This window comes from Streptomyces sp. NPDC127190 (assembly GCF_042672505.1).
GTDB lineage: Bacteria > Actinomycetota > Actinomycetes > Streptomycetales > Streptomycetaceae > Streptomyces.
On the sequence record NZ_JBHXVE010000012.1, the window covers coordinates 168,957 to 190,387 of the forward strand.

At 69.8% G+C, this 21,431-nt stretch carries 17 protein-coding genes; 5 read left to right on the plus strand and 12 right to left on the minus strand.

Annotated elements, in window-relative coordinates:
* Positions 1–131 precede the first annotated feature (131 nt).
* The 4 genes from ACFVIU_RS20285 to ACFVIU_RS20300 all read right to left on the minus strand — a co-directional run bounded on the left by ACFVIU_RS20285 (position 132) and on the right by ACFVIU_RS20300 (position 4,318).
* Positions 132–1,769: a cytochrome bc complex cytochrome b subunit gene (locus tag ACFVIU_RS20285; protein WP_385844034.1), complete on the minus strand. Its 1,638-nt coding sequence runs from the start codon at positions 1,767–1,769 to the stop codon at positions 132–134.
* Positions 1,766–2,824 carry a Rieske 2Fe-2S domain-containing protein gene (locus ACFVIU_RS20290; protein ID WP_385844035.1) on the minus strand — a complete coding sequence of 353 codons (1,059 nt, stop codon included), beginning with the start codon at positions 2,822–2,824 and terminating at the stop codon, positions 1,766–1,768. Before ACFVIU_RS20290 ends, ACFVIU_RS20285 begins: the two co-directional genes overlap by 4 nt.
* Positions 2,821–3,636, minus strand: coding sequence for a c-type cytochrome (locus ACFVIU_RS20295; protein ID WP_385844036.1), 816 nt, complete (start codon positions 3,634–3,636; stop codon positions 2,821–2,823). Before ACFVIU_RS20295 ends, ACFVIU_RS20290 begins: the two co-directional genes overlap by 4 nt.
* 61 nt (positions 3,637–3,697) lie before the next feature.
* Positions 3,698–4,318 carry a heme-copper oxidase subunit III gene (locus ACFVIU_RS20300; RefSeq protein ID WP_385844038.1) on the minus strand — a complete coding sequence of 207 codons (621 nt, stop codon included), beginning with the start codon at positions 4,316–4,318 and terminating at the stop codon, positions 3,698–3,700.
* A gap of 166 nt (positions 4,319–4,484) precedes the next feature.
* On the opposite strand from ACFVIU_RS20300, the gene ACFVIU_RS20305 reads away from it, so the two are divergent.
* Complete coding sequence (locus tag ACFVIU_RS20305) at positions 4,485–4,886, plus strand: hypothetical protein (RefSeq protein WP_385844039.1); 402 nt, start codon at positions 4,485–4,487, stop codon at positions 4,884–4,886.
* A gap of 83 nt (positions 4,887–4,969) precedes the next feature.
* Here the strand turns inward: ACFVIU_RS20305 and ACFVIU_RS20310 are convergent, their stop codons facing one another.
* The 4 genes from ACFVIU_RS20310 to coxB all read right to left on the minus strand — a co-directional run bounded on the left by ACFVIU_RS20310 (position 4,970) and on the right by coxB (position 9,467).
* On the minus strand, positions 4,970–6,232 hold the full coding sequence (locus ACFVIU_RS20310) for an Ig-like domain-containing protein (RefSeq protein ID WP_385844041.1): 1,263 nt from the start codon (positions 6,230–6,232) through the stop codon (positions 4,970–4,972).
* Positions 6,233–6,379: 147 nt separating this feature from the next.
* Positions 6,380–6,778, minus strand: coding sequence for a cytochrome c oxidase subunit 4 (locus tag ACFVIU_RS20315; RefSeq protein WP_385844042.1), 399 nt, complete (start codon positions 6,776–6,778; stop codon positions 6,380–6,382).
* Positions 6,775–8,511: a cytochrome c oxidase subunit I gene (ctaD, locus tag ACFVIU_RS20320; RefSeq protein ID WP_385844043.1), complete on the minus strand. Its 1,737-nt coding sequence runs from the start codon at positions 8,509–8,511 to the stop codon at positions 6,775–6,777. The genes ACFVIU_RS20315 and ctaD overlap by 4 nt, the downstream gene beginning before the upstream one ends.
* The gene (gene coxB / locus ACFVIU_RS20325; RefSeq protein WP_385844044.1) at positions 8,508–9,467 is read right to left on the minus strand and encodes a cytochrome c oxidase subunit II; all 960 of its coding nucleotides are present in this window, start codon (positions 9,465–9,467) and stop codon (positions 8,508–8,510) included. The genes ctaD and coxB overlap by 4 nt, the downstream gene beginning before the upstream one ends.
* A gap of 258 nt (positions 9,468–9,725) precedes the next feature.
* On the opposite strand from coxB, the gene ACFVIU_RS20330 reads away from it, so the two are divergent.
* Positions 9,726–11,108, plus strand: coding sequence for a cysteine desulfurase/sulfurtransferase TusA family protein (locus tag ACFVIU_RS20330; protein ID WP_385844046.1), 1,383 nt, complete (start codon positions 9,726–9,728; stop codon positions 11,106–11,108).
* A 19-nt stretch (positions 11,109–11,127) separates the two neighbouring features.
* Here the strand turns inward: ACFVIU_RS20330 and ACFVIU_RS20335 are convergent, their stop codons facing one another.
* Positions 11,128–12,102 (minus strand): carbohydrate kinase family protein, encoded by a 975-nt coding sequence (locus tag ACFVIU_RS20335; RefSeq protein WP_385844047.1) that lies wholly within the window; start codon positions 12,100–12,102, stop codon positions 11,128–11,130.
* 129 nt (positions 12,103–12,231) lie between these two features.
* On the opposite strand from ACFVIU_RS20335, the gene ACFVIU_RS20340 reads away from it, so the two are divergent.
* Both ACFVIU_RS20340 and ACFVIU_RS20345 read left to right on the plus strand, forming a co-directional pair.
* Complete coding sequence (locus tag ACFVIU_RS20340; protein ID WP_385844048.1) at positions 12,232–12,444, plus strand: hypothetical protein; 213 nt, start codon at positions 12,232–12,234, stop codon at positions 12,442–12,444.
* Positions 12,445–12,544: 100 nt separating this feature from the next.
* Positions 12,545–14,038 carry a hypothetical protein gene (locus ACFVIU_RS20345; protein ID WP_385844050.1) on the plus strand — a complete coding sequence of 498 codons (1,494 nt, stop codon included), beginning with the start codon at positions 12,545–12,547 and terminating at the stop codon, positions 14,036–14,038.
* Between the two features lie 74 nt (positions 14,039–14,112).
* Here the strand turns inward: ACFVIU_RS20345 and ACFVIU_RS20350 are convergent, their stop codons facing one another.
* Positions 14,113–14,469 (minus strand): iron-sulfur cluster assembly accessory protein, encoded by a 357-nt coding sequence (locus ACFVIU_RS20350; RefSeq protein WP_385844052.1) that lies wholly within the window; start codon positions 14,467–14,469, stop codon positions 14,113–14,115.
* A gap of 264 nt (positions 14,470–14,733) precedes the next feature.
* On the opposite strand from ACFVIU_RS20350, the gene nadA reads away from it, so the two are divergent.
* Positions 14,734–15,918: a quinolinate synthase NadA gene (nadA, locus tag ACFVIU_RS20355; RefSeq protein WP_385844053.1), complete on the plus strand. Its 1,185-nt coding sequence runs from the start codon at positions 14,734–14,736 to the stop codon at positions 15,916–15,918.
* Between the two features lie 36 nt (positions 15,919–15,954).
* Here the strand turns inward: nadA and ACFVIU_RS20360 are convergent, their stop codons facing one another.
* Positions 15,955–18,168 carry a protein kinase gene (locus tag ACFVIU_RS20360; protein ID WP_385844054.1) on the minus strand — a complete coding sequence of 738 codons (2,214 nt, stop codon included), beginning with the start codon at positions 18,166–18,168 and terminating at the stop codon, positions 15,955–15,957.
* An 86-nt stretch (positions 18,169–18,254) separates the two neighbouring features.
* On the minus strand, positions 18,255–21,371 hold the full coding sequence (locus ACFVIU_RS20365; RefSeq protein ID WP_385844056.1) for an efflux RND transporter permease subunit: 3,117 nt from the start codon (positions 21,369–21,371) through the stop codon (positions 18,255–18,257).
* Positions 21,372–21,431 lie beyond the last annotated feature (60 nt).

The following is a 21,431-nucleotide window of genomic DNA, read 5'->3' on the forward strand; positions in this document are numbered from 1 at the left end:
TTTGTTTTTTAGACTCCCCTCGACACGCCGACCCCCCGACCCCAAATAATAAAACCTCAACAAAAAAACGCGGGGGCGGCCCCCCGGTCTCCGGGGGGCCCGCCCATGTGGCCTTGCAGCAACGGGTGGGATCAGTGGTGGCCGTGACCGGCCGTGATCTCCTTGTACTCCTCGACCGTCGGCTTCGGGATCTGGGAGTCCTCGCCGTAGTAGGCGTTGCTGAGCTTGGCGCGCAGCTTCTCCGAGCCCTTCACCTTGCGCTCGACGCCGTTCTCGTCGACCGTCGGGCCGATCTCGGCCGGCTTGAGCTGCTCGTGAGCCGTGAGCGTGTGCAGCTGCTCCTGGCTGAGCGGCTCGTGCACCTCGATGAACTCACCGTGCGGCAGGCGCTTGATGATGCCGGTCTCCCGGCCGTGCAGCACCTTGTCGCGGTCGCGGCGCTGGAGGCCGAGGCAGATCCGCTTGGTCACGATGAAGGCGATGACCGGTCCGGCGAAGAAGCTGATCCGCACGAACCAGGTGACCGCGTTGATCGACAGGCTGAAGTGGGTGGCCCACAGGTCGTTGCCACCGCCGATCAGGGTCACGCCGTAGAGCGTGAGCCAGGCGACGCCGAGAGCGGTACGGGTCGGCGCGTTGCGCGGACGGTCCAGGATGTGGTGCTCGCGCTTGTCGCCGGTGATCCAGGTCTCGATGAACGGGTAGACACCGATCGCGAACAGGAGGATCGGGAAGAGCATCAGCGGGATGAACACGCCCAGGACGAACGTGTGGCCCCAGACGTTGATCTCCCAGCCCGGCATGAAGCGGATCAGACCCTCGGCGAAGCCCATGTACCAGTCGGGCTGGGCGCCGGTGGACACCTGGTCCGGACGGTAGGGACCCATGGCCCAGATCGGGTTGATCTGCGCGATCGCCGCGATGGCCGCGATGACACCGAAGACCAGGAAGAAGAAGCCTCCGGCCTTGGCCATGTAGACCGGCAGCAGCGGCATGCCGACGACGTTCTTCTCGGACTTGCCGGGACCCGCGAACTGCGTGTGCTTGTGGTAGAAGACCAGGATCAGGTGGGCCACCATCAGGCCCAGCATGATGCCCGGCAGCAGCAGGATGTGCACCGAGTAGAACCGGGCCACGATGTCGTGGCCGGGGAACTGGCCGCCGAAGGCGAAGAACGAGATGTACGTGCCGACGATCGGGATGGACAGGATCGCGCCCTCGATGAAGCGGATACCCGTACCCGACAGCAGGTCGTCCGGGAGCGAGTAACCGGTGAAGCCGGTGATCAGACCCAGGAAGAACAGCAGGAAGCCGAAGAGCCAGTTGATCTCACGCGGCTTGCGGAACGCGCCGGTGAAGAACACGCGCATCATGTGGACGAGCATGCCGCCCAGGAAGATCAGCGCGGCCCAGTGGTGGATCTGCCGGATCAGCAGACCGCCACGGACGTCGAAGCTGATGTGCACGGTGGAGGAGTACGCCTCGGACATCTGGATGCCCTGCAACGGGACGTAGCTGCCGTGGTACACCACCTCGTTCATCGACGGGTGGAAGAACAGCGTCAGATACACACCCGTGAGGATGATGATGATGAAGCTGTACATGCACACTTCGCCCAACATGAACGACCAGTGGTCGGGGAAGATCTTGCGCATGTTGGCCTTGGCCAGGGAGTAGATCCCGAGCCGGCCGTCGGCCCAGTCGGCGACGCGCTCGCCGGCCGGTGCCTTCCCGCGGGGGCGGGACTCGTCGTTGGAGTTAGTGCTCATCCGCGCTCCCAGAAAGCAGGACCGACGGGCTCTTCGAAGTCGCCGAGGGCCTCGAGGTAACCGTCCGAGTTGACCCCGATCCGCAGCTGCGGCAGGGCGTGGCCGGCCGGGCCGAAGATCACTCGGGCACCGTCGGAGAGGTCGAAGGTGGACTGGTGGCACGGGCAGAGGACGTGGTGCGTCTGCTGCTCGTACAGGGAGATCGGGCAACCGACATGGGTGCAGATCTTGGAGAAGGCGACGATGCCCTCGTGCGACCAGTCGAGCTCGCGCTTGTCCTTGATGTTCTCCGGCTGGAGCCGGACGATCATCAGGGCCGCCTTGGCGATCTCGTTCTGGAAGTCCTCCTGGGTCTCTTCCAGGCCCTCGGGCTTCGCGAAGGTGAGCGAACCGACCGCGACGTCCTCGGGACGCAGCGGCTGGTTGGTGTTCACGTTGACCAGCAGCTTGCCCTTGGCCCACAGCGTGTGACGCAGCGAGGTGCCGGGCAGCGGGCCCAGGTCACGCAGCAGCACGACGCCGGAGAGCGGCACCAGGGTGAGCGCGCCGAGCATCGTGTTGCGGATCAGCTTGCGACGGCCGAGCGCGGACTCCGCGGCGCCCTGGCGGAAGTCCGCCATGACCTTCGCGCGGGTCTCGGGGGACGCCTCGATGGGGTGACGCTCGTCGGCGACCTCCACGTCGGACATCAGGGTGCGGGCCCAGTGGACCGCGCCCGCGCCGATGCAGAACAGCGCCACGCCGAGGGTCAGACCGAGCGCGAAGTTCAGCGCGCTGATGTGCCCGATCGGGAAGACGAAGATCGACTTGTCGACCGGGATCGTCACGTACGACGCGATGAAGGCGACGGTGGCCAGCATCGAGACCGTGAACAGCAGGGCGACGACGCGCTCGGACCGCTTGGCGGCACGCTCGTCGATGTCCTGGATCCGGTGCTCGTGGGGCGGCAGGCCGGGGTCGGCGAACGGGTTCTCCTCGTCCGCGACGCCTACGGCGCCGTGGCCGGCCTCCTGCGCAGCGGGCAGGTTCTCTTCTGGAATGTCTTGGCTACTCATGACTTCTTGGCCTTTGCGGTCCGAGCGGCGACCCACACGGCGACGACGATCAGGGCACCGAGGCCGGCGATCCAGCTGAAGAGGCCCTCGGTGACCGGGCCGAGCCCGCCCAGCGCGAGACCGCCGGGGTTCACCGTCTTGTCACCGTCGACCGCGTTGAGGTACGCGATGATGTCCTTCTTGTTCTTCTCGGACATCGTCGTGTTCGGGAACGACGGCATGTTCTGCGGGCCGGTCAGCATGGCCTCGTAGATGTGCTTGGGCGCGACGCCCTCAAGGCTCGGCGCGAACTTGCCCATCGACAGGGCGCCGCCCTTGCCGGCGAAGTTGTGGCACTGCGCGCAGTTGGTGCGGAACAGCTCGCCACCCTTGCCGACGTCCGCGCCGTCCGGACCGTACTGCTGCTTGGTCGGCACGCTCGGGCCGGCGCCCAGCGAGGCGATGTAGGCGGCGAGCTGGTCGATCTGGGCCTGGTTGTAGACAGGCTTCTTGCGCACGGCCTGGGCGCCCTGCGAGGTGGCGGCCGGCATCCGGCCGGTGCCGACCTGGAAGTCGACGGCGGCGGCGCCGACGCCCACCAGGCTGGGGCCGTCGGAGGAGCCCTGGCCACCGGTGCCGTGGCAGCTGGCGCAGCCGACCTCGTAGAGCTTCTTGCCCTCCGAGATGGTGGTCAGGGACTGGGAGGTCTCATCGGCCTGCGCCTTGCCCGCGGGCGCGAACGCGGCGTAGAGCCCCCCAGTGGCCGCCAGCGCGAGAAGTAGGACGACGACCGCCGCCAGCGGATGGCGTCGTCGTGCGGAGAGCTTTTTCACGGATTACCCCGGTGTCAGGATCTTCTGCGTCGTGCTTCTGGATGTGCGGGAGTCGGTCCCGCTACTTGATCAGGTAGATCGTGGCGAAGAGGCCGATCCAGACCACATCGACGAAGTGCCAGTAGTAGGACACGACGATGGCGGCGGTCGCCTGCTCGTGAGTGAACCTCTTGGCCATGTAGGTACGGCCGAGGACCAGCAGGAAGGCGATGAGACCGCCCGTCACGTGCAGGCCGTGGAAGCCGGTGGTCAGGTAGAACACCGAGCCGTACGGGTCGGAGGACAGGGAGATGCCCTCGTCCCTCACCAGGCTGGTGTACTCGTAGATCTGACCGCCGATGAAGATCGCGCCCATGATGAAGGTGAGGATGAACCACCCACGGAGCTTCTTCACGTCGCCCCGCTCGGCAGCGAACACGCCGAGCTGACAGGTGAGCGAGGAGAGCACCAGGATCGTGGTGTTCGTCGCGGAGAAAGGCACATTGAGCGCGTCGGCCATGTGCTTCCAGTGATCCGGACCGGTGACGGACCGGAGGGTGAAGTACATCGCGAAGAGGGCCGCGAAGAACATCAGCTCGGAACTCAACCAGATGATGGTTCCGACGCTGGTGAGGTTCGGCCGGTTGACCGACGGGTGCGCGTGCCCGGTTTCTACTGTCGTTGCTGTCGCCACGACCGACATTATGTCGGTCGCTTATCTCGCGCTCACTCCGGGGGGTGCCGTTCGGAGTGTTGCCACCCGCCGGACCGGTGTTGACGTGGTGTTCATGGGGACTTCGACGGGAGTAACATCCGCCCGAACGGCCCTGTCCGTGCTGTCCGTACGACGCTGACGTCCCGGAGGAACAATGCAGCCGACCGCCACGGTGCTGGTCTACAGCGACGACTCCAACACGCGGGAACAGGTCCGGCTGGCAGCCGGCCACCGGCCCGCTCCGGACGTCCCTGTCGTGGAGTTCGTCGAGTGCGCGACGCCGGAGGCGGTGCTGCGCGAGCTGGACAAGGGCGGCATCGACGTGTGCGTCCTGGACGGCGAGGCCGTGCCCATGGGGGGCATGGGGATGTGCCGGCAGATCAAGGACGAGGTGTTCGGCTGCCCGCCGGTGCTGCTGCTGATGGGCCGGCCGCAGGACGCCTGGCTGGCCACGTGGAGCCGGGCGGACGCGGCGGTCACGCTGCCGGTGGACCCGGTGGAGTTCGCCTCCCAGCTGGCCTCCCTGCTGCGGCAGAAGCGGCTGCTGAGCGCGTAGCGGGACGACGGGGCGCGAGGAGCCGGTGCGGGTGCCGGCCGGGGCCGGGCCGCCGCGCGGTTCCGCGCGCCCCCTGCGGGTGTTCACACCGCCGTGGGCCGCAGGCGTACCGCGTCCTGCGCCGCCGGGCCGTCCGGCGAGCCACTGGACAGGGCGCTGCCCTCGCGCCATTTCCGCCAGTCGACGTTCCAGTCGCCGAAGCCGTTGCCGAACGGCTCCATGGGGTCGCCGTTGGAGTTGACGACCCTGACGATGTCGCCCTCGTGGATGTGGTCGAAGAACCACTCGGCGTTGGACGTGCTCATCCCGGTGCAGCCGTGGCTGACGTTGGCGTAGCCCTGTGAGCCGACGGACCAGGGCGCGGCGTGCACGTACTCGCCGGACCAGGTGACCCGGGTGGCGTAGTAGACCGGCAGGTCGTACGAGTCCGAGCTGCCCGCGGCGATGCCGACCGTGGTGCCGCGCATCCGCACGAAGTACTGCTTGGCGAGGACCACCTTGACGCCGTTGCGGGTCTCGAAGCCGGGCTTGCCGGTGGTGACGGGGATCTGGTTGATCTCCTCGCCGTTCTTGTAGAACGTCAGCTGGTGCGCCGCGGCGTCGGTGACGGCCTCGATGCGTTCCCCGATGGTGAGCTTCAACGGCTTGCTCCGGCCGCCCCACAGCCGGTCGCCGATCCTGATGCCTTCCAGGTTGCTGTGCACCTGGATGGTGGTGTGGGTGGGCCAGTACTCCTTGGGCCGGTAGTGGAGTTCCTTGTCGCTCACCCAGTACCAGGAGCCCTGCACGGCCGGTGTCGACTCCACCCGCAGGGCGCGCTCCACGACGGCCCGCTGGGTCCGGTCCTTGATCTCCTGGTCGAGCTGGGCGGTGATGGGCTGCCCGACGCCGTACTGGCCCGAGTCCGGCCCGAAGGTGACGGTCAGCCGCTTCTTGCTGGTGGGCTTGGTGGTGTCGAAGGCGATGACCTTGCGGCCGGGCGCGCCGTCCTCGTCCTCGGTGCTCACCGTGACCGTGTAGTGGGCGTTGGCGGCCAGCGGGGAGGTGCTGTGCCAGCGGCTGCCGTCGGCGGCGAGTTCGCCCGCCACATAGCGTCCTGTGGAGTCCTGGGCGGTGACGTCGGTGATCCGTCCGTCGCCGCTCCTGGCGGTGACCTCCAGGGGCTTGTCCGGATCGGCCCGCTTCCCCTCACCGACGGGGCCGTTGAAGTCGATCAGGCCCGCTGCGTCGTACGGCTTGGCCGACAGGGGGTTGCCGTCCGAACCGCAGGCGGTGACGCCCGCGCCGAGGGCGGTCACCAGCAAGGTGCAGCTGACGACGGTGCGGGTCCGCGGAGTGTGGTTCATACGATCACGCTATGAGGAGGAGACCCTACCGGCGCGGCACGTAACCCGTACGAGCGAACGACACTGCTGCGAACGACGGATACGCAAAAGCCGGGAGCCCGGACCCCCCTGGCGGAGGATCCGGGCTCCCGGATGGGTACGCGCGTGCTACTGGGTGCGGTTCTCACCGTGGTAGTACTCGAACACCCAGCCGAACAGACCGATCAGGATGAACGGCGCGGAGAAGTAGATCAGCCACCAGCCGACCGCGATGCTGAGGAAGGCGATCGCGCCGCCGACGCCCAGCATGAGCGGCTGCCAGCTGTGCGGGCTGAAGAAGCCCAGCTCGCCCGCGTCGTCCGCGACGTCGGCCTCCTTGTCGTCCTGCGCACCCGCGTCGACCCGCCGGGCGGTGAAGCCCAGGTAGAAGCCGATCATGATGCTCAGGCCGAAGGCCATGAACAGCGCCGTGGTACCGGCCGGCTCCTTCGACCACACGCCGTACACGACGGCCATGATCAGGATGAAGAAGCTCAGCCAGATGAACATCCGGCCCTGGATCTTCACTTGCCGGCCTCCTTGCTGCCCTCGACGGCGCTGGCGCCGTGACCGGCGTACTCAAGCTGCTCGAGCGCGGCGATCTCGGGGTGGTGCAGGTCGAACGCCGGGGATTCGCTGCGGATCCGCGGCAGGGTGGTGAAGTTGTGCCGCGGCGGCGGGCAGGAGGTCGCCCACTCGAGCGAACGGCCGTAGCCCCACGGGTCGTCGACCTCGATCTTCTTGCCGTACTTGGCCGTCTTCCAGACGTTGTAGAGGAACGGCAGGATCGACAGGCCGAGCAGGAACGAGCAGATGGTCGAGACCGTGTTCAGCGCGGTGAAGCCGTCGGCCGCCAGGTAGTCGGCGTACCGGCGCGGCATGCCCTCGGCGCCCAGCCAGTGCTGGACCAGGAAGGTGCCGTGGAAGCCGATGAACAGCGTCCAGAAGGTGATCTTGCCGAGGCGCTCGTCCAGCATCTTGCCGGTGAACTTCGGCCACCAGAAGTGGAAGCCGGAGAACATCGCGAAGACGACCGTACCGAAGACCACGTAGTGGAAGTGGGCCACCACGAAGTACGAGTCGGACACGTGGAAGTCCATCGGGGGCGAGGCCAGGATGACACCGGTCAGACCACCGAACGTGAAGGTGATCAGGAAGCCGGCGGCCCAGAGCATCGGCGTCTCGAAGGACAGCGAGCCCTTCCACATCGTGCCGATCCAGTTGAAGAACTTCACACCGGTCGGGACGGCGATCAGGAAGGTCATGAAGGAGAAGAACGGCAGCAGCACACCACCGGTGACGTACATGTGGTGGGCCCACACCGTCACGGACAGACCGGCGATCGCGATGGTGGCGGCGACCAGACCCATGTAGCCGAACATCGGCTTACGGGAGAAGACCGGGATGACCTCGGAGATGATGCCGAAGAACGGCAGCGCGATGATGTACACCTCTGGATGGCCGAAGAACCAGAAGAGGTGTTGCCAGAGCAGGGCTCCGCCGTTGGTCGCGTCGAACACATGGGCACCGAATTTGCGGTCCGCCTCCAGGGCGAACAGCGCGGCGGCCAGCACCGGGAAGGCGAGCAGGACCAGCACACCGGTCAGCAGCACGTTCCACACGAAGATCGGCATGCGGAACATGGTCATGCCCGGGGCACGCATGCAGATGATCGTGGTGATGAAGTTGACCGAGCCGAGGATGGTGCCGAAGCCGGAGAGGGCCAGACCCATGATCCACATGTCGGCGCCGGCACCCGGGCTGCGGACCGCGTCCGACAGCGGGGAGTAGGCGAACCAGCCGAAGTCGGCCGCACCCTGCGGGGTGAGGAAGCCGCCCACGGCGATGAGCGAGCCGAACAGGTACAGCCAGTAGGCGAACATGTTCAGCCGCGGGAACGCCACGTCCGGCGCGCCGATCTGAAGCGGCATGATCCAGTTCGCGAAGCCGGCGAACAGCGGCGTCGCGAACATCAGCAGCATGATCGTGCCGTGCATCGTGAACGCCTGGTTGAACTGCTCGTTCGTCATGATCTGCAGGCCCGGACGGGCCAGCTCGGCGCGCATGAGCAGCGCCATCACGCCGCCGATCAGGAAGAACGCGAACGACGTAGCGAGGTACATCGTCCCGATCGTCTTGTGGTCGGTGGTCGTCAGCCACTTCACCACGACATTGCCGGGCTGCTTGCGCCTGACGGGCAGCTCGTCGGAGTACGAGCCGTCAGCTGCCGCGGCACCCTGGGGTTCGTTGAGGATGCTCACAGGTTGTTCGTCTCCCGGTTCTTCTCGTGGCTCGTCTGCGCGATGCCGGCGGGAATGTAACCGGTCTGCCCCTTCTTGGCGAGGTCCTTGAGGTGCTGCTCGTACGCTGCCGGGGAGACGACCTTCACGTTGAACAGCATCCGGGAGTGGTCGACGCCGCAGAGCTCAGCACACTTGCCGAGGAAGGTGCCCTCCTTGTTGGGGGTCACCTGGAAGGCGTTGGTGTGGCCCGGGATGACGTCCTGCTTCATCAGGAACGGCACCACCCAGAAGGAGTGGATGACGTCCCGGGAGGTCAGGACGAACCGGACCGTCTTGCCCTTGGGGAGCCAGAGGGTCGGACCGGGGTTGTTCGTCTGCGGGTTCCGGGTACCGGGCGTGCCGACGTCGTAGACACCGCCGGCGTTCGCCGGGAAGTCCTTCTTGAACCGGTCCGGAATGGCGTCCAGGTTCTTGTCGGTCTTCGCGTCACCGGAGACACCCGGGACGTTCTCGACGTAGTTGAAGCCCCAGCTCCACTGGAAGCCGACCACGTTGACCGTGACGTCGGGCTTCTTGGAGAGGTCCAGGAGCTTCGACTCGTCCCGGGCCGTGAAGTAGAAGAGCACCGAGATGATGATGATCGGGACCACCGTGTACAGGGCCTCGATCGGCATGTTGTACCGGGTCTGCGGAGGTACCTCGACCTTGGTGCGGCTGCGCCGGTGGAAGAAAGCACTCCACAGGATCAGGCCCCACACCAGCACGCCGGTGGCCAGCGCGGCAGCCCAGGAGCCCTGCCACAGGGAGAGGATCCGCGGAGCCTCTTCCGTGGTCGGGGTGGGCATGCCAAGGCGGGGGAAGTCCTTGTATGTGCAACCGGTTGCGGTCGCCAGGACCAGGCCCGCGGTCAGTGCCTGCAGCAGCTTCCGCCGCATCGGGCGCCGCGGCGAGCGGTCGGAGCCGTTGGGACTCACGTAGCGCCTTCCCGAGAGTCTCGCCCGCGCGGTCGGCTGCGGCCTTCTCGCTGGTCGGTCGCCGCCCTGCGTCGGGCAGGGGTTTGGATGTTTATGCGGACCAAACCCTAGCCCACCCTCTCCGAGGGTTCGCGAGGAGGGGTGCCTACTAACTCGGGTGGTTCGCTTGATTGGCGGCTGCGGGCCTGTTGTGGCTGGTCGCGCCGTTCCTCGCGCCCCTTTGGGGCGTCCCCCTGACCGGCGGTTTAGCGTTGCCGTATGGCCTACTTTGATGCTGCTTCCGCCGCTCCTCTCCACCCTGTGGCCCGTCAGGCGTTGTTGGCCTCTTTGGATGAGGGGTGGGCCGATCCCGCGCGGCTGTACCGGGAGGGGCGAAAGGCCCGGATGCTGCTCGATGCCTCCCGGGAGGCGGCTGCCGAGGCGATCGGGTGCCGGGCCGACGAGGTCGTGTTCACCTCGTCCGGGACCCGGGCCGTACACACGGGTGTGGCCGGGGCGTTGGCCGGGCGGCGGCGGGTGGGGCGTCACCTGATCGTGTCCGCCGTCGAACACTCTTCGGTCCTGCACTCCGCCGACCGGCACACCTCGGAGGGCGGCACCGTCACCCAGGTGGCCGTCAGCCGGACGGGAGCCGTCGACCCCGGGGAGTACGCCGCCGCGCTCCGGCCGGACACCGCGCTGGCCTGCTTGCAGTCGGCCAACCACGAGGTGGGCACCGTACAGCCGGTGGCGGAGGTGGCCGAGGTGTGCCGGGCGGCCGGGGTGCCGCTGCTGGTGGACGCGGCACAGTCGCTGGGCTGGGGGCCCGTCGAGGGCGGCTGGTCGCTGCTCGCGGCCAGTGCGCACAAGTGGGGCGGGCCCTCGGGGGTCGGGCTGCTCGTCGTGCGCAAGGGGGTGCGGTTCGCCGCCCAAGAGGCGGTGGACGAACGGGAGTCGGGGCGGGCGCCGGGGTTCGAGAACATCCCGGGGATCGTGGCGGCCGTCGCCTCGCTGCGCGCCGTGCGGGCGGAGGCGGCCCAGGAGTCGGTACGGCTGCGGGAACTGACGGCGCGAATCCGGGACCGGGTGCCACAGCTGGTGCCGGACGCGGAGGTGGTGGGCGATCCGGAGCGGCGGCTGCCGGGCATCGTCACCTTCTCCTGCCTCTATGTCTCCGGCGAGACGCTGCTGCACGAGCTGGACCGGGCGGGCTTCTCCGTGTCCTCCGGGTCCTCCTGCACCAGCAGCACGCTGACCCCGAGCCATGTGCTGAGGGCCATGGGGGTGCTCAGCGAGGGCAACGTCCGGGTGTCGCTGCCGTTGGGTGTGGCCGAGGCGGATGTGCGGCGGTTCCTGGAGGTGCTGCCGGGGGCGGTGGCGGGGGTGCGCGAGCAGCTGGGGGCTCCGGCGGCGGCGCCGGCCGGGCAGCCGGGCCCCGGGGAGCTGGTCGTCGACTCGCTCGGCAAGCGCTGCCCGATCCCGGTGATCGAGCTGGCGAAGGTGTTCGGGCAGGTGCCGGTGGGCGGCACCGTACGGGTCCTCTCCGACGACGAGGCGGCGCGGCTGGACATCCCCGCGTGGTGCGAGATGCGGGGCCAGGAGTACGTCGGAGAGGAACCGGCTCAGCGGGGTACGGCCTACGTGGTGCGCAGGGTCGCCTGAGGCGGGTGCCCCGGCCCGGTCAGCTCAGGTGGGCGCGGACCTCGTCCGCGGCCTCCTCGCCGTACGCCTTGGTGAAGCGCTCCATGAAGTGGCCGCGCTGGAGGCGGTACTCCTGGGTGCCCACCGTCTCGATGACGAGCGTGGCCAGCATGCAGCCGACCTGGGCGGCGCGCTCGTGCGAGACGCCCCAGGCGAGGGCGGACAGGAACCCGGCGCGGAAGGCGTCGCCGACGCCCGTGGGGTCGGCCTTGCGCTCCTCCTCCGGGCAGCCGACCTCGATCGGGTCCTCGCCGGTCCGCTCGATCCGCACGCCCCGGGAGCCGAGCGTGGTGACGCGGTGGCCGACCCGGGAGAGGATCTCGGCGTCGCTCCAGCCGGTCTTGGCCTCGATGAGGCCCTTCTCGTACTCGTTGGAGAAGAGGTACGTCGCCCCGTCCAGCAGGATGCGGATCTCCTCGCCCTCCATCCGGGCGATCTGCTGGGAGAAGTCGGCGGCGAAGGGGATCCCCCGGGAGCGGCACTCCTCGGTGTGGCGGAGCATCGCCTCGGGGTCGTCGGCGCCGATGAGGACCAGGTCGAGGCCGGACACCCGGTCGGCCACGGTCTTCAGCTCGATGAGGCGGGCCTCGCTCATGGCGCCCGTGTAGAAGGAGCCGATCTGGTTGTGGTCGGCGTCGGTGGTGCACACGAAGCGGGCCGTGTGCAGGGTCTCGGAGATCCGGACCGAGTCGGTGTCCACACCGTGCCGCTCCAGCCAGGCCCGGTACTCGTCGAAGTCGAAGCCGGCGGCGCCGACGAGGATCGGCCGGGTGCCGAGCTGGCCCATGCCGAAGGCGATGTTGGCGGCGACACCGCCGCGGCGCACGTCCAGGTTGTCGACCAGGAAGGAGAGCGAGACCGTGTGCAGCTGGTCCGCGACGAACTGGTCGGCGAAACGGCCGGGAAAAGTCATGAGGTGGTCGGTGGCGATGGAGCCGGTGACTGCAATGCGCACGACGGAGATTCTCCTGCGGGAGGCGGGATTGACAGTTCACGCTACCCGGTCGGAGGTCGCCACTGTAGGTGGCAAAACTACCCGATAGTAGATCTTTCTTCGCAGTCTTCGTGTGCCTACGGTTCGACTATGACGAACCTCAAGGTCCACTCCACCACCGCCCCGGCCGACCTGGAAGAGGGTCTGGCCGCGCTGCGCGGTGACTGCGCCCGCATGGTTCCGCACTGGGCGGTGCCGGAGCGCCCGAAGTCCCGGCCGGTGCCGCCGTCCCTGATCCACGGGGTGACCGTGCCCGCGCGCTCCGCCCGGCTGCTGGACGCGATGTCCGACTACGGCGACTGAGCCGGGGCGCGTTTTCCGGGAACCGTGCGCTCCTCTGCCGCGTCCCATCGCCGTCCCCCAGGCGGGGGATGCGGGATACGACCCAGCGAGGAGCGATGCGGTGAACAGCGAGCGGCCCGAGAACTCCGAGACTCCCGAGACCCCCGGGGCGTCCGGGACACCCGGGGACGACGTGACCACCGGGGACGACGTGACCGCGGTCGAAGAGGGCGGCGGCGGGCGGGCCGGACGGCGCCGGTCGTCCTGGACCGTCCTCTCCGTCGCCGCCGCCGTGCTGCTGGTCGGCGGCGGCGGGGCGTATCTCGCCGCGGGCGGTGGCCCGGACGGCCGGGGCGGCGCGTCGGCCGGGGCCGGCGCGGGGGCCACTCCCCCGCCGCTCGTCCTGGACGGCGCCGGGGAGCAGGATCCGTACGGCGCCCGGTACGTGGCGCACGGCGAGCTGCCGGCCGGGCCCGGCTCGGCGCCGGTGTACGGGCCGGGGGCGGAGATCGGCCGGGACCGGGTGGCCCGGCTGGCGAAGGCGCTGGGGGTGGCGGGGACGCCGGTGGCCGAGGGCCGGATCTGGCGGGTCGGCGGCAAGGACGGGACCGGGCCGCGCCTCCAGGTGAACCGGGACGCGCCGGGCAGCTGGACCTTCAGCCGGTACGCGCCGGGCACCGACGACTGCAAGAAGGGCGTCCTGTGCGCGCATGACCCGATGGCCCCCGCGGGCACCCCGGTGAGTGCGGCGGCGGCCGAGAAGGCGGCGGCGCCGGTGCTGGAGGCGGCCGGGCTGGGCGGCGCGAGGATCGAGGCGGACCAGGTGCTGGGCGCCCAGCGGGTGGTCGACGCGGATCCGGTGGTCGGCGGGCTGCCGACGTACGGCTGGACGACCGGCCTGACCGTCGACAAGCAGGGCGTGCTGGCCGGCGGGCACGGGCTGCTGGGGACGCCGGTGAAGGGGGCGGTGTATCCGGTGCTGGGGGCGCGCAGGACGCTGGAGCTGATGAACGCGGCGCCGAAGGGCGGGCACCGGATGGGGATCGGCGGGTGCACCCGTTCGATGCCGCTGAAGGACCGGCTGGAGAAGCCGTGCCGGACGGCGCCGTCGGCGGGGGCGTCCGGGGACACGATGACCGTGGGCAGGGCGGTGTTCGGGCTGGCCGCGCACTCCGTCGCGGGGCGGCAGACGCTGGTGCCGTCCTGGCTGTTCGAGGTGCGCGGGGCGGAGCCGGGAAGCGCGTCCACGGTGACGTACCCGGCGGTCGATCCGCGGTACGTGGCCTCGGCGACGCCGGCCACTCCCCCGGCGCCCACCGGGCCCGCGACACCGGGGACGGTGAAGGTGACCGGCTATACGGCGAAGGGCCGGGAGCTGACCGTGCGCTTCTACGGCGGAGTGTGCGCCGACTACACGGCGGCGGCGCGGGAGAGCGGTGAGCGGGTGACCGTGACCGTGACCGAGCACCCCTGGCGGGGCAAGGTGTGCGTGATGATCGCCAAGGAGTTCGTGAAGACGGTACGGCTGGCCGCGCCGCTGGACGGGCGGACGGTGGTCGGCGCGGACGGCGGCCGGATCGCGCCCGGCGCGCCGCAGGCGCCCTCGCGCCCCTGAGGGGTGCGGACGGAGGACGTACGACGAAGGCGGCGGCCCGCTGCACGGACCGCCGCCTTCGTCATGCCCTGGGCTCAGCTGAAGGAGTCGCCGCAGGCGCAGGAGCCGGTCGCGTTCGGGTTGTCGATCGTGAAGCCCTGCTTCTCGATGGTGTCCACGAAGTCGACGGTGGCGCCGCCCAGGTACGGAGCGCTCATGCGGTCGGTGACGACCTTGACCCCGCCGAAGTCCTTCACCACGTCGCCGTCGAGCGAGCGCTCGTCGAAGAAGAGCTGGTAGCGCAGGCCGGAGCAGCCGCCGGGCTGGACGGCGACGCGCAGCGCGAGGTCGTCGCGGCCTTCCTGGTCGAGCAGGGCCTTCACCTTGGCCGCGGCGGCGTCGGTCAGGATGATGCCGTCGGTGACGGTGCTGGTCTCGTCCGATACGGACATCTACATCTCTCCCGGGTTGTACGGAGACTGCTTGCCGACGAGTGCAACCGGCGCTTCCGCGGATTCATTCCGGGCCGGGCAGTCGCGTTGTCGCGTTGGCGGTTCTGTCTTCATGCTCGCACATGCCCGCAGACGCGGACAGCGATCCCGGGGGCTGCGCGCACGGGATTCACGTCACATCGACGCTATGGCCATCGTCAAAGTGACGTGAAGCGGTTATGATAGATAGCGTCAGTTAGACGAAAAGTAGAAAGGGTGCGTGTCGTGACCACCGCCCAGACCCCGGAGCTCGACGTGCAGCCGACTCCGCTCGCCCTGTTGCTGCTCGGCCGCGAGGCCGACCCGAAGAGCGAGCGGGGCGTCGAGTGCCCCGGTGACCTGCCGTCGCCGTCCGACCCCGACCTGGTGATGCGCGCCCGCGCGGCCAAGGAGAAGCTCGGCGACAAGGTCTTCGTGCTCGGTCACCACTACCAGCGTGACGAGGTCATTCAGTTCGCCGACGTCACGGGTGACTCCTTCAAGCTGGCCCGGGACGCGGCCGCGCGCCCGGAGGCCGAGTACATCGTCTTCTGCGGTGTGCACTTCATGGCCGAGTCCGCGGACATCCTGACGTCCGACGCCCAGAAGGTCGTGCTGCCGGACCTGGCGGCCGGCTGCTCGATGGCCGACATGGCGACGGCCGAGCAGGTCGCCGAGTGCTGGGACGTGCTGACCGAGGCCGGGATCGCCGAGCAGGTGGTCCCCGTCTCGTACATGAACTCCTCGGCCGACATCAAGGCGTTCACCGGCAAGCACGGCGGCACCATCTGCACCTCCTCCAACGCCCAGCGGGCCCTGGAGTGGGCCTTCCGGCAGGGCGAGAAGGTGCTGTTCCTGCCGGACCAGCACCTGGGCCGCAACACCGCCGTGCGGGACATGGGGATGTCCCTGGAGGACTGCGTCGTCTACAACCCGCACAAGCCGAACGGCGGGCTGACGACGGAGGAACTGCGTGCCGCCAAGATGATCCTGTGGCGCGGGCACTGCTCGGTGCACGGCCGGTTCAGCCTGGACTCGGTCAACGACGTGCGCGAGCGCATCCCCGGGGTGAACGTCCTGGTGCACCCCGAGTGCCGGCACGAGGTCGTGGCCGCGGCGGACTACGTCGGCTCCACCGAGTACATCATCAAGGCCCTGGAGGCCGCCCCGGCCGGCTCCAAGTGGGCCATCGGCACCGAGCTGAACCTGGTACGCCGCCTGGCGAACCGTTTCGCTCCCGAGGGCAAGGAGATCGTCTTCCTCGACAAGACGGTCTGCTTCTGCTCGACCATGAACCGCATCGACCTGCCCCACCTGGTCTGGGCCCTGGAGTCCCTCGCCGAGGGCAACCTGGTCAACCGCATCGAGGTCGACCCGGAGACGGAGGCGTTCGCCAAGCTGGCGCTGGAGCGGATGCTCGCCCTGCCGTAACCGGTGCGTCCGGTCGCTCCCGGCCTCGGCGTGCGGTCACGCCGAGGCCGGAGTGCGTTCCGGGTGCGCCGGGTCCAGTGAGAAGACGGTGCCGTCGGGCGCGGTGACCAGCAGCGCACCCCGGTCCAGGAAGGCCAGCGCGGGGTAGCCGCTCTGCGCGCCGCCGGCCAGGGGGTACGACTCCCACAGCCGGTGCCCCCGGCGGGCGTCCAGGGCGGCCGCGCGGCCGCTGACACTGGCCAGGAACACGGTGCCGTCCGGGCCGTCGGCCACCGGGCGGCCCGGCTGCTCCAGGGTCGTCCGGGTCCGCCACAGCCGCTTTCCCGTCTCCGGGGAGTGGGCGGTGACCAGCCCGTTGGAGACGGTGAAGCAGAGCATGCCGCCCACGAGGGTCACCTCCCCCTTGGGCGCGCCCGCCAGCGCCACCGTCCGCTGCGCCCCGGTCTCCCGGTCCACCAGGATCGCGTGGCCGTAGGCCGTGTCGTCCGGGCCCTGACTCCCCGTCCCGCTCTGCTGGGCGAAGACCAGACGGCCGCCGAGGGCGCCCAGATAGGTGGTGCGGGTCGGTAGCACGGCCAGCGTGCGGGTGGTGCCGTCGGCCGGGTCGACGGAGAGCAGCCGGGCGCCCGGCCGGGCACCCGTGAACCGGCTGCACACGGCGTACAGGCCGCCGTCCGGGTCGTACACGTCGCAGGAGTGGTCCGCGGGCAGCGGCATCGACCAGCGGCGGCCGCCGCCGTGCAGGGAGTACGCGACGAACGCATGCCCGGCGCTCTCGTCGGGCGCCAGGGCCAGGCCCGCCACCAGGGCCGGCATGTCGGCCATCCGGTCCGTCATCGGCCGGGACCACAGCACCTTCCCGGTCCCTGCGTCGAGCGCGACGACGGACGGCACGCTGTCGCCGCCCATGTCCAGGAACCGGGTCCGGCGCAGCAGTACCACGCCGTCGTGCACGCCGAGGACGTAGTTCTCGTACCGGATCGCGCCGGTGCCGGGCCCGTCGTCGGCGCGCCAGAGCACCTTGCCGGTCAGCGCGTCGAGCCGGACCGGCAGGACCTGGTCACCGGCGCAGTAGAGGGAGCCGGACTCCTGCGCGCAGGAGAGGGAGCCGTCGCCGGAGCCGTGGGGCGCCTTGGTGACGCCGTGCGCGGCGTTCGCGAACACCGTGGTCCGCCAGGGGCGCCAGCCGGCCGGCACCGGCGCCCAGCGGCGGGCCTCCGTGGCGCCGACGGTGCCGCCGGCTCCGGTGGTGCTGCCTCCCTGCGGGGGGCCGAGCAGCAGATAGGCGGTGAGTGCGATCCCCAGCACCCCGGACGCCCCGGCCAGGGCGAGCAGCCGGGCGCGGTGACGACGCACCCCGGTCCGCCGCCCGGACGCCGTGGGCCGGGTCGGCTCCGGGTCGGGCCGGCGCAGGGTCACGGTGGGCAGGTCGCCGGGCGCGGGGGCGGGCAGGCCGGTCGCGAAATCCTCCGCCAGCGCGTCCAGTCCGGGCCGGTCGGCGGCGTCCTTGGCCAGACAGCGGGTCAGGATGGCGCGCAGGGCCGGAGTCAGCGGTTCCAGGTCCGGTTCCTCGTGGACCACCCGGTAGGCCGTCAGATACGGGCTGTCGGTGTCGAAGGGGCCGCGGCCGGTCGCCGCGTAGACCAGCAGCGCGCCGAGGGAGAAGACGTCCGAGGCGGGGCCGACCGTACGGGCGTCGGTGAGCTGCTCGGGAGACATGAACGGCGGAGTGCCGATCATGTGGCCGGTCTCGGTGAGGGTCCGGTCGCCGGCGGCGCGGGAGATGCCGAAGTCGATGACGCGCGGGCCGTCCTCGGCCATCAGGACGTTGCCGGGCTTGAGGTCCCGGTGCACGACGCCGGCCCGGTGGATGTCCCGCAACGCCTCCACCAGCCCGAGGGCGAGGCCCCGCAGCTCGGCGGCGCGCAGCGGCCCCACCTGCTCGATCCACTCCGCGAGCGAGCGCGCCGGCACGTACTGGGTGGCCATCCAGGGCCGTACGGCCTCCGGGTCGGCGTCCACGACCGGCGCGGTGAAGGCGCCGCTCACCTTCCTTACGGCGGCGATCTCCTGCCGGAAGCGGGCCCGGAAGACGGGGTCCTCGGCGTACTGGGCATGCACGATCTTGACGGCGACCTCGCGCCCGGAACGGGCCCGGGCCCGGTAGACGACCCCCATGCCGCCGGACCCCAGCCGGTCGACGATCCGATAGCCGCCGACCGACCTCGGCTCCTCCATGCGCAGTGACACCGCCCCGTTCCCCTTCCCCCGCGAAGCAGCTGGAGTCCACAGGATAAGGACAGCTCAGGGGGGAAGGGGCCACGGGTGCCGAACCGCTACACCGCCGCGGGCTCGGGCTCGTCGGAGGTGGGCTGCGCCGGGGCCGGTGCGCCCTTCTTCGCCGCCCGCTTCTTCGCCCGCCGCTCCTTGCGCAGCTCCAGCATCGCGTAGAGCGTCGGGACCAGGAGCAGGGTCAGCAGGGTCGACGTGATCAGACCGCCGATGACGACGACCGCGAGCGGCTGGGCGATGAAGCCGCCCTCGCCGGTGACGCCCAGGGCCATCGGGAGCAGGGCGAAGATGGTCGCCAGCGCCGTCATCAGGATCGGGCGGAGCCGGTGCCGGCCGCCCTCGACCACGGCCTCGACCACACCGTAGCCCTGGCCGCGGTACTGGTTGATCAGGTCGATCAGCACGATCGCGTTGGTGACCACGATGCCGATGAGCATCAGCATGCCGATCATCGCCGGGACGCCCATCGGGGTGCCGGTGGCGACGAGCAGACCGATCGCGCCGGTGGCCGCGAAGGGGATCGACACCAGCAGGATCAGCGGCTGGGCCAGCGAACGGAAGGTCGCGACCAGCAGCATGAAGACGATCGCGATCGCCGCCAGCATGGCCAGGCCCAGGTTCTTGAACGCGTCGTCCTGGTCGGAGCTGACCCCGCCGATCTCCGCCTTGGCGCCCGCGGGCAGCTTCAGGGCCTTGATCTTCGCCTGGAGCTTGGTGCTGATCGCACCCGTGTTGTCACCGGTCGGCTTGGCGGTGATGGTGGCGGCGCGCTGGCCGTCGATCCGGGTCAGCGACACCGGGCCGTCCACCAGCTTCACCGTGGCGATGTCGCCGAGCTTCACCGGGCCGAGGCGGAGGTTCCGCAGCTGTGCGAGCGTGGTCGCGGGCTTGGCCGACCGCACCACGACATCGCGCTCGGTGTCGTCCAGGACCGCCTTGGCCGCCGTCGTGCCGCGCACCGCCTCGGCGACCGCCGCGCCGAGCTTCTGGTCGTCGAACCCGGCCGCCGCCGCCTTGGCGTTGGCCTTGACCGAGATCCGCGGCACGCTCGTCGCCAGGTCGCTGGTGACGTCCGTGACGTGGTCGAGCCCGGCGACGGTGGAGCGGACCTGCTCGGCCGCCGTGCGCAGCGCCTGCGGGTCGGAGGCCTTCACCACGACGCTGAGGTCCTGGTTGCCGAAGCCGTCACCGGCCGCCACCGTGGTCGTACCGATGCCCTTGAGCTTCTTCAGCCCGTCCTCCAGGCGCTGCTGGACCTCGTCGTAGGACTTCGAGTCCTTCAGCATCACCTGGTAGGTGGCCTGGTTGGTGTCCGTGCCGCCGCCGAAGGCCGCCATGAAGCCGGAGGAGCCGACGGTGACCTGATAGTCCTTGACGCCGTCGGTGGCGGCGATGAGCTTCTCCACCTTCTTCGCCTGGGCGTCGGTGGCCGCGAGGCCGGTGCCGGCCTTCAGCTCCTGCTTGACGGTGAGGACCTGCTGCTCGCCCTGGTCGAAGAAGTTGGTCTTCAGCAGCCCGGACATGCCGAACGTGACGACCAGGACCACGATCGCGATCAGGACGCTGGTCAGCCGGCGCCGGGTGGCGAAGCGCAGCACGGGGACGTACGCGCGCTGGAGGCGGCTGTTCGCCTCCTTCTCCTCGGCCCGCCGGCGCGCCTCCTCGGCGTCCTCCGGGGTGCCCTTCGGAGCACGCAGGAACCAGTACGACAGGACCGGTACGACGGTCAGCGACACCAGCAGGGACGCCAGCAGGGCCGCCGTCACCGTGATGCTGAACGAGCCGAACAGCGCGCCCACCATGCCGCCGACCAGGCCGATCGGCAGGAACACGGCGACCGTGGTGAGGGTGGAGGAGGTGACCGCGCCGGCCACCTCGCGCACCGCGGTGAGGATGGCCTCCTTGCGCTCCTCGCCATACCCGAGGTGCCGCTTGATGTTCTCCAGCACCACGATCGAGTCGTCCACGACCCGGCCGATGGCGATGGTCAGCGCACCCAGCGTGAGCATGTTCAGGGACAGGCCGTCGGTCCACAGCACGATCAGCGCGAGGACGACGGACAGCGGGATGGAGACCGCCGTCACCAGCGTCGAGCGGAGCGAGGCGAGGAAGAGCAGGATGATCAGGACCGCGAAGAGCAGACCGAGCGCGCCCTCCGTGGTGAGGCCCTTGATGGACTTGGAGACCGCCGGGCCCTGGTCGCTCACGACCGTGAGCCGGGCGCCGGAGCCGAGCTGACGGCGCAGGTCGGGCAGCTTGTCCTTGACCGCGCCGGAGATGGACACCGCGCTGCCGTCGTGGTCCATGGTGACGCTGACGGCGAGGCTGGGCCGGCCGTCGGTGCGGGTGATGGAGTCGGCCGGGGCGGGCTGCTCCTTGACGGTGGCCACGGCACCGAGGCGGACGGGCTTGCCGCCGTTCGCGCCGGCGATCATCAGGTCCCGGATCTGCTGCACCGAGGTGAAGCCGCCGCCGACCTGGACGGTGCGGTTGGCGCCGTTCTCCTCGAAGGAACCGGCCGGGACGGTCGCGCCGCCCGCCTGGAGCGCCTGGCCGAGGGCGGCCGGGGTGAGTCCGGCCCGGCCGAGCGCGGCCTCGTCGGGGGTGACGGTGACCTGGACGTCACGGACGCCGGTGACCTGGACCCGGCCCACGCCGTCGATGTCCTTCAGGGACGGTACGACCGTCCGGTCGAGCTGGTCGGCGAGGGACTGCTGGTCCTTGTCCGAGGTGACGGCGAGGACCACGGTCGGCATGTCGTCCGTGGAGCCGGAGATGACCTGCGGCTCGACGTCGCCGGGAAGCTGGTTGCGGGCCCGGTTGACGGCCTGCTGGACGTCGGAGACGAGCTGCTTGGTGTCGTTGCCGTAGTCGAAGGACGCCATGATCACGGCGTTGCCCTCGCTGGCGGTGGAGGTGACACCCTTGATGCCGGAGACGCCCTGGAGGTTGTTCTCGATGGGCTCGACGACCTGCTTCTCGACGACGTCGGGCGAGGCGCCGTGGTACGGCGCGATGACCGACACCATGGGCAGGTTGATGGTGGGCAGCAGCTGCTGCTTGATCTGGGGTATCGCAATCAGCCCGAAGACCAGCGCGACGATCGACATGAGCCCTATGAGGGCCCGTTGGGCGAGGCTGAATCTGGACAGCCAGGACATGGGTCAGGGTCCTCTTCCGTGAGCGGCAGAAGCACGGCGGGGCGCACGGGTGAGCGCCCA

Coding starts and splice junctions, on each gene's coding strand:
- ACFVIU_RS20365 (WP_385844056.1), bottom strand. CDS start 21,371: ATGTCCTGGCTGTCCAGATTCAGCCTCGCCCAACGGGCCCTCATAGGG.
- ACFVIU_RS20285 (WP_385844034.1), bottom strand. CDS start 1,769: ATGAGCACTAACTCCAACGACGAGTCCCGCCCCCGCGGGAAGGCACCG.
- ACFVIU_RS20290 (WP_385844035.1), bottom strand. CDS start 2,824: ATGAGTAGCCAAGACATTCCAGAAGAGAACCTGCCCGCTGCGCAGGAG.
- ACFVIU_RS20300 (WP_385844038.1), bottom strand. CDS start 4,318: ATGTCGGTCGTGGCGACAGCAACGACAGTAGAAACCGGGCACGCGCAC.
- ACFVIU_RS20350 (WP_385844052.1), bottom strand. CDS start 14,469: ATGTCCGTATCGGACGAGACCAGCACCGTCACCGACGGCATCATCCTG.
- ACFVIU_RS20305 (WP_385844039.1), top strand. CDS start 4,485: ATGCAGCCGACCGCCACGGTGCTGGTCTACAGCGACGACTCCAACACG.
- ACFVIU_RS20340 (WP_385844048.1), top strand. CDS start 12,232: ATGACGAACCTCAAGGTCCACTCCACCACCGCCCCGGCCGACCTGGAA.
- ACFVIU_RS20310 (WP_385844041.1), bottom strand. CDS start 6,232: ATGAACCACACTCCGCGGACCCGCACCGTCGTCAGCTGCACCTTGCTG.
- ACFVIU_RS20330 (WP_385844046.1), top strand. CDS start 9,726: ATGGCCTACTTTGATGCTGCTTCCGCCGCTCCTCTCCACCCTGTGGCC.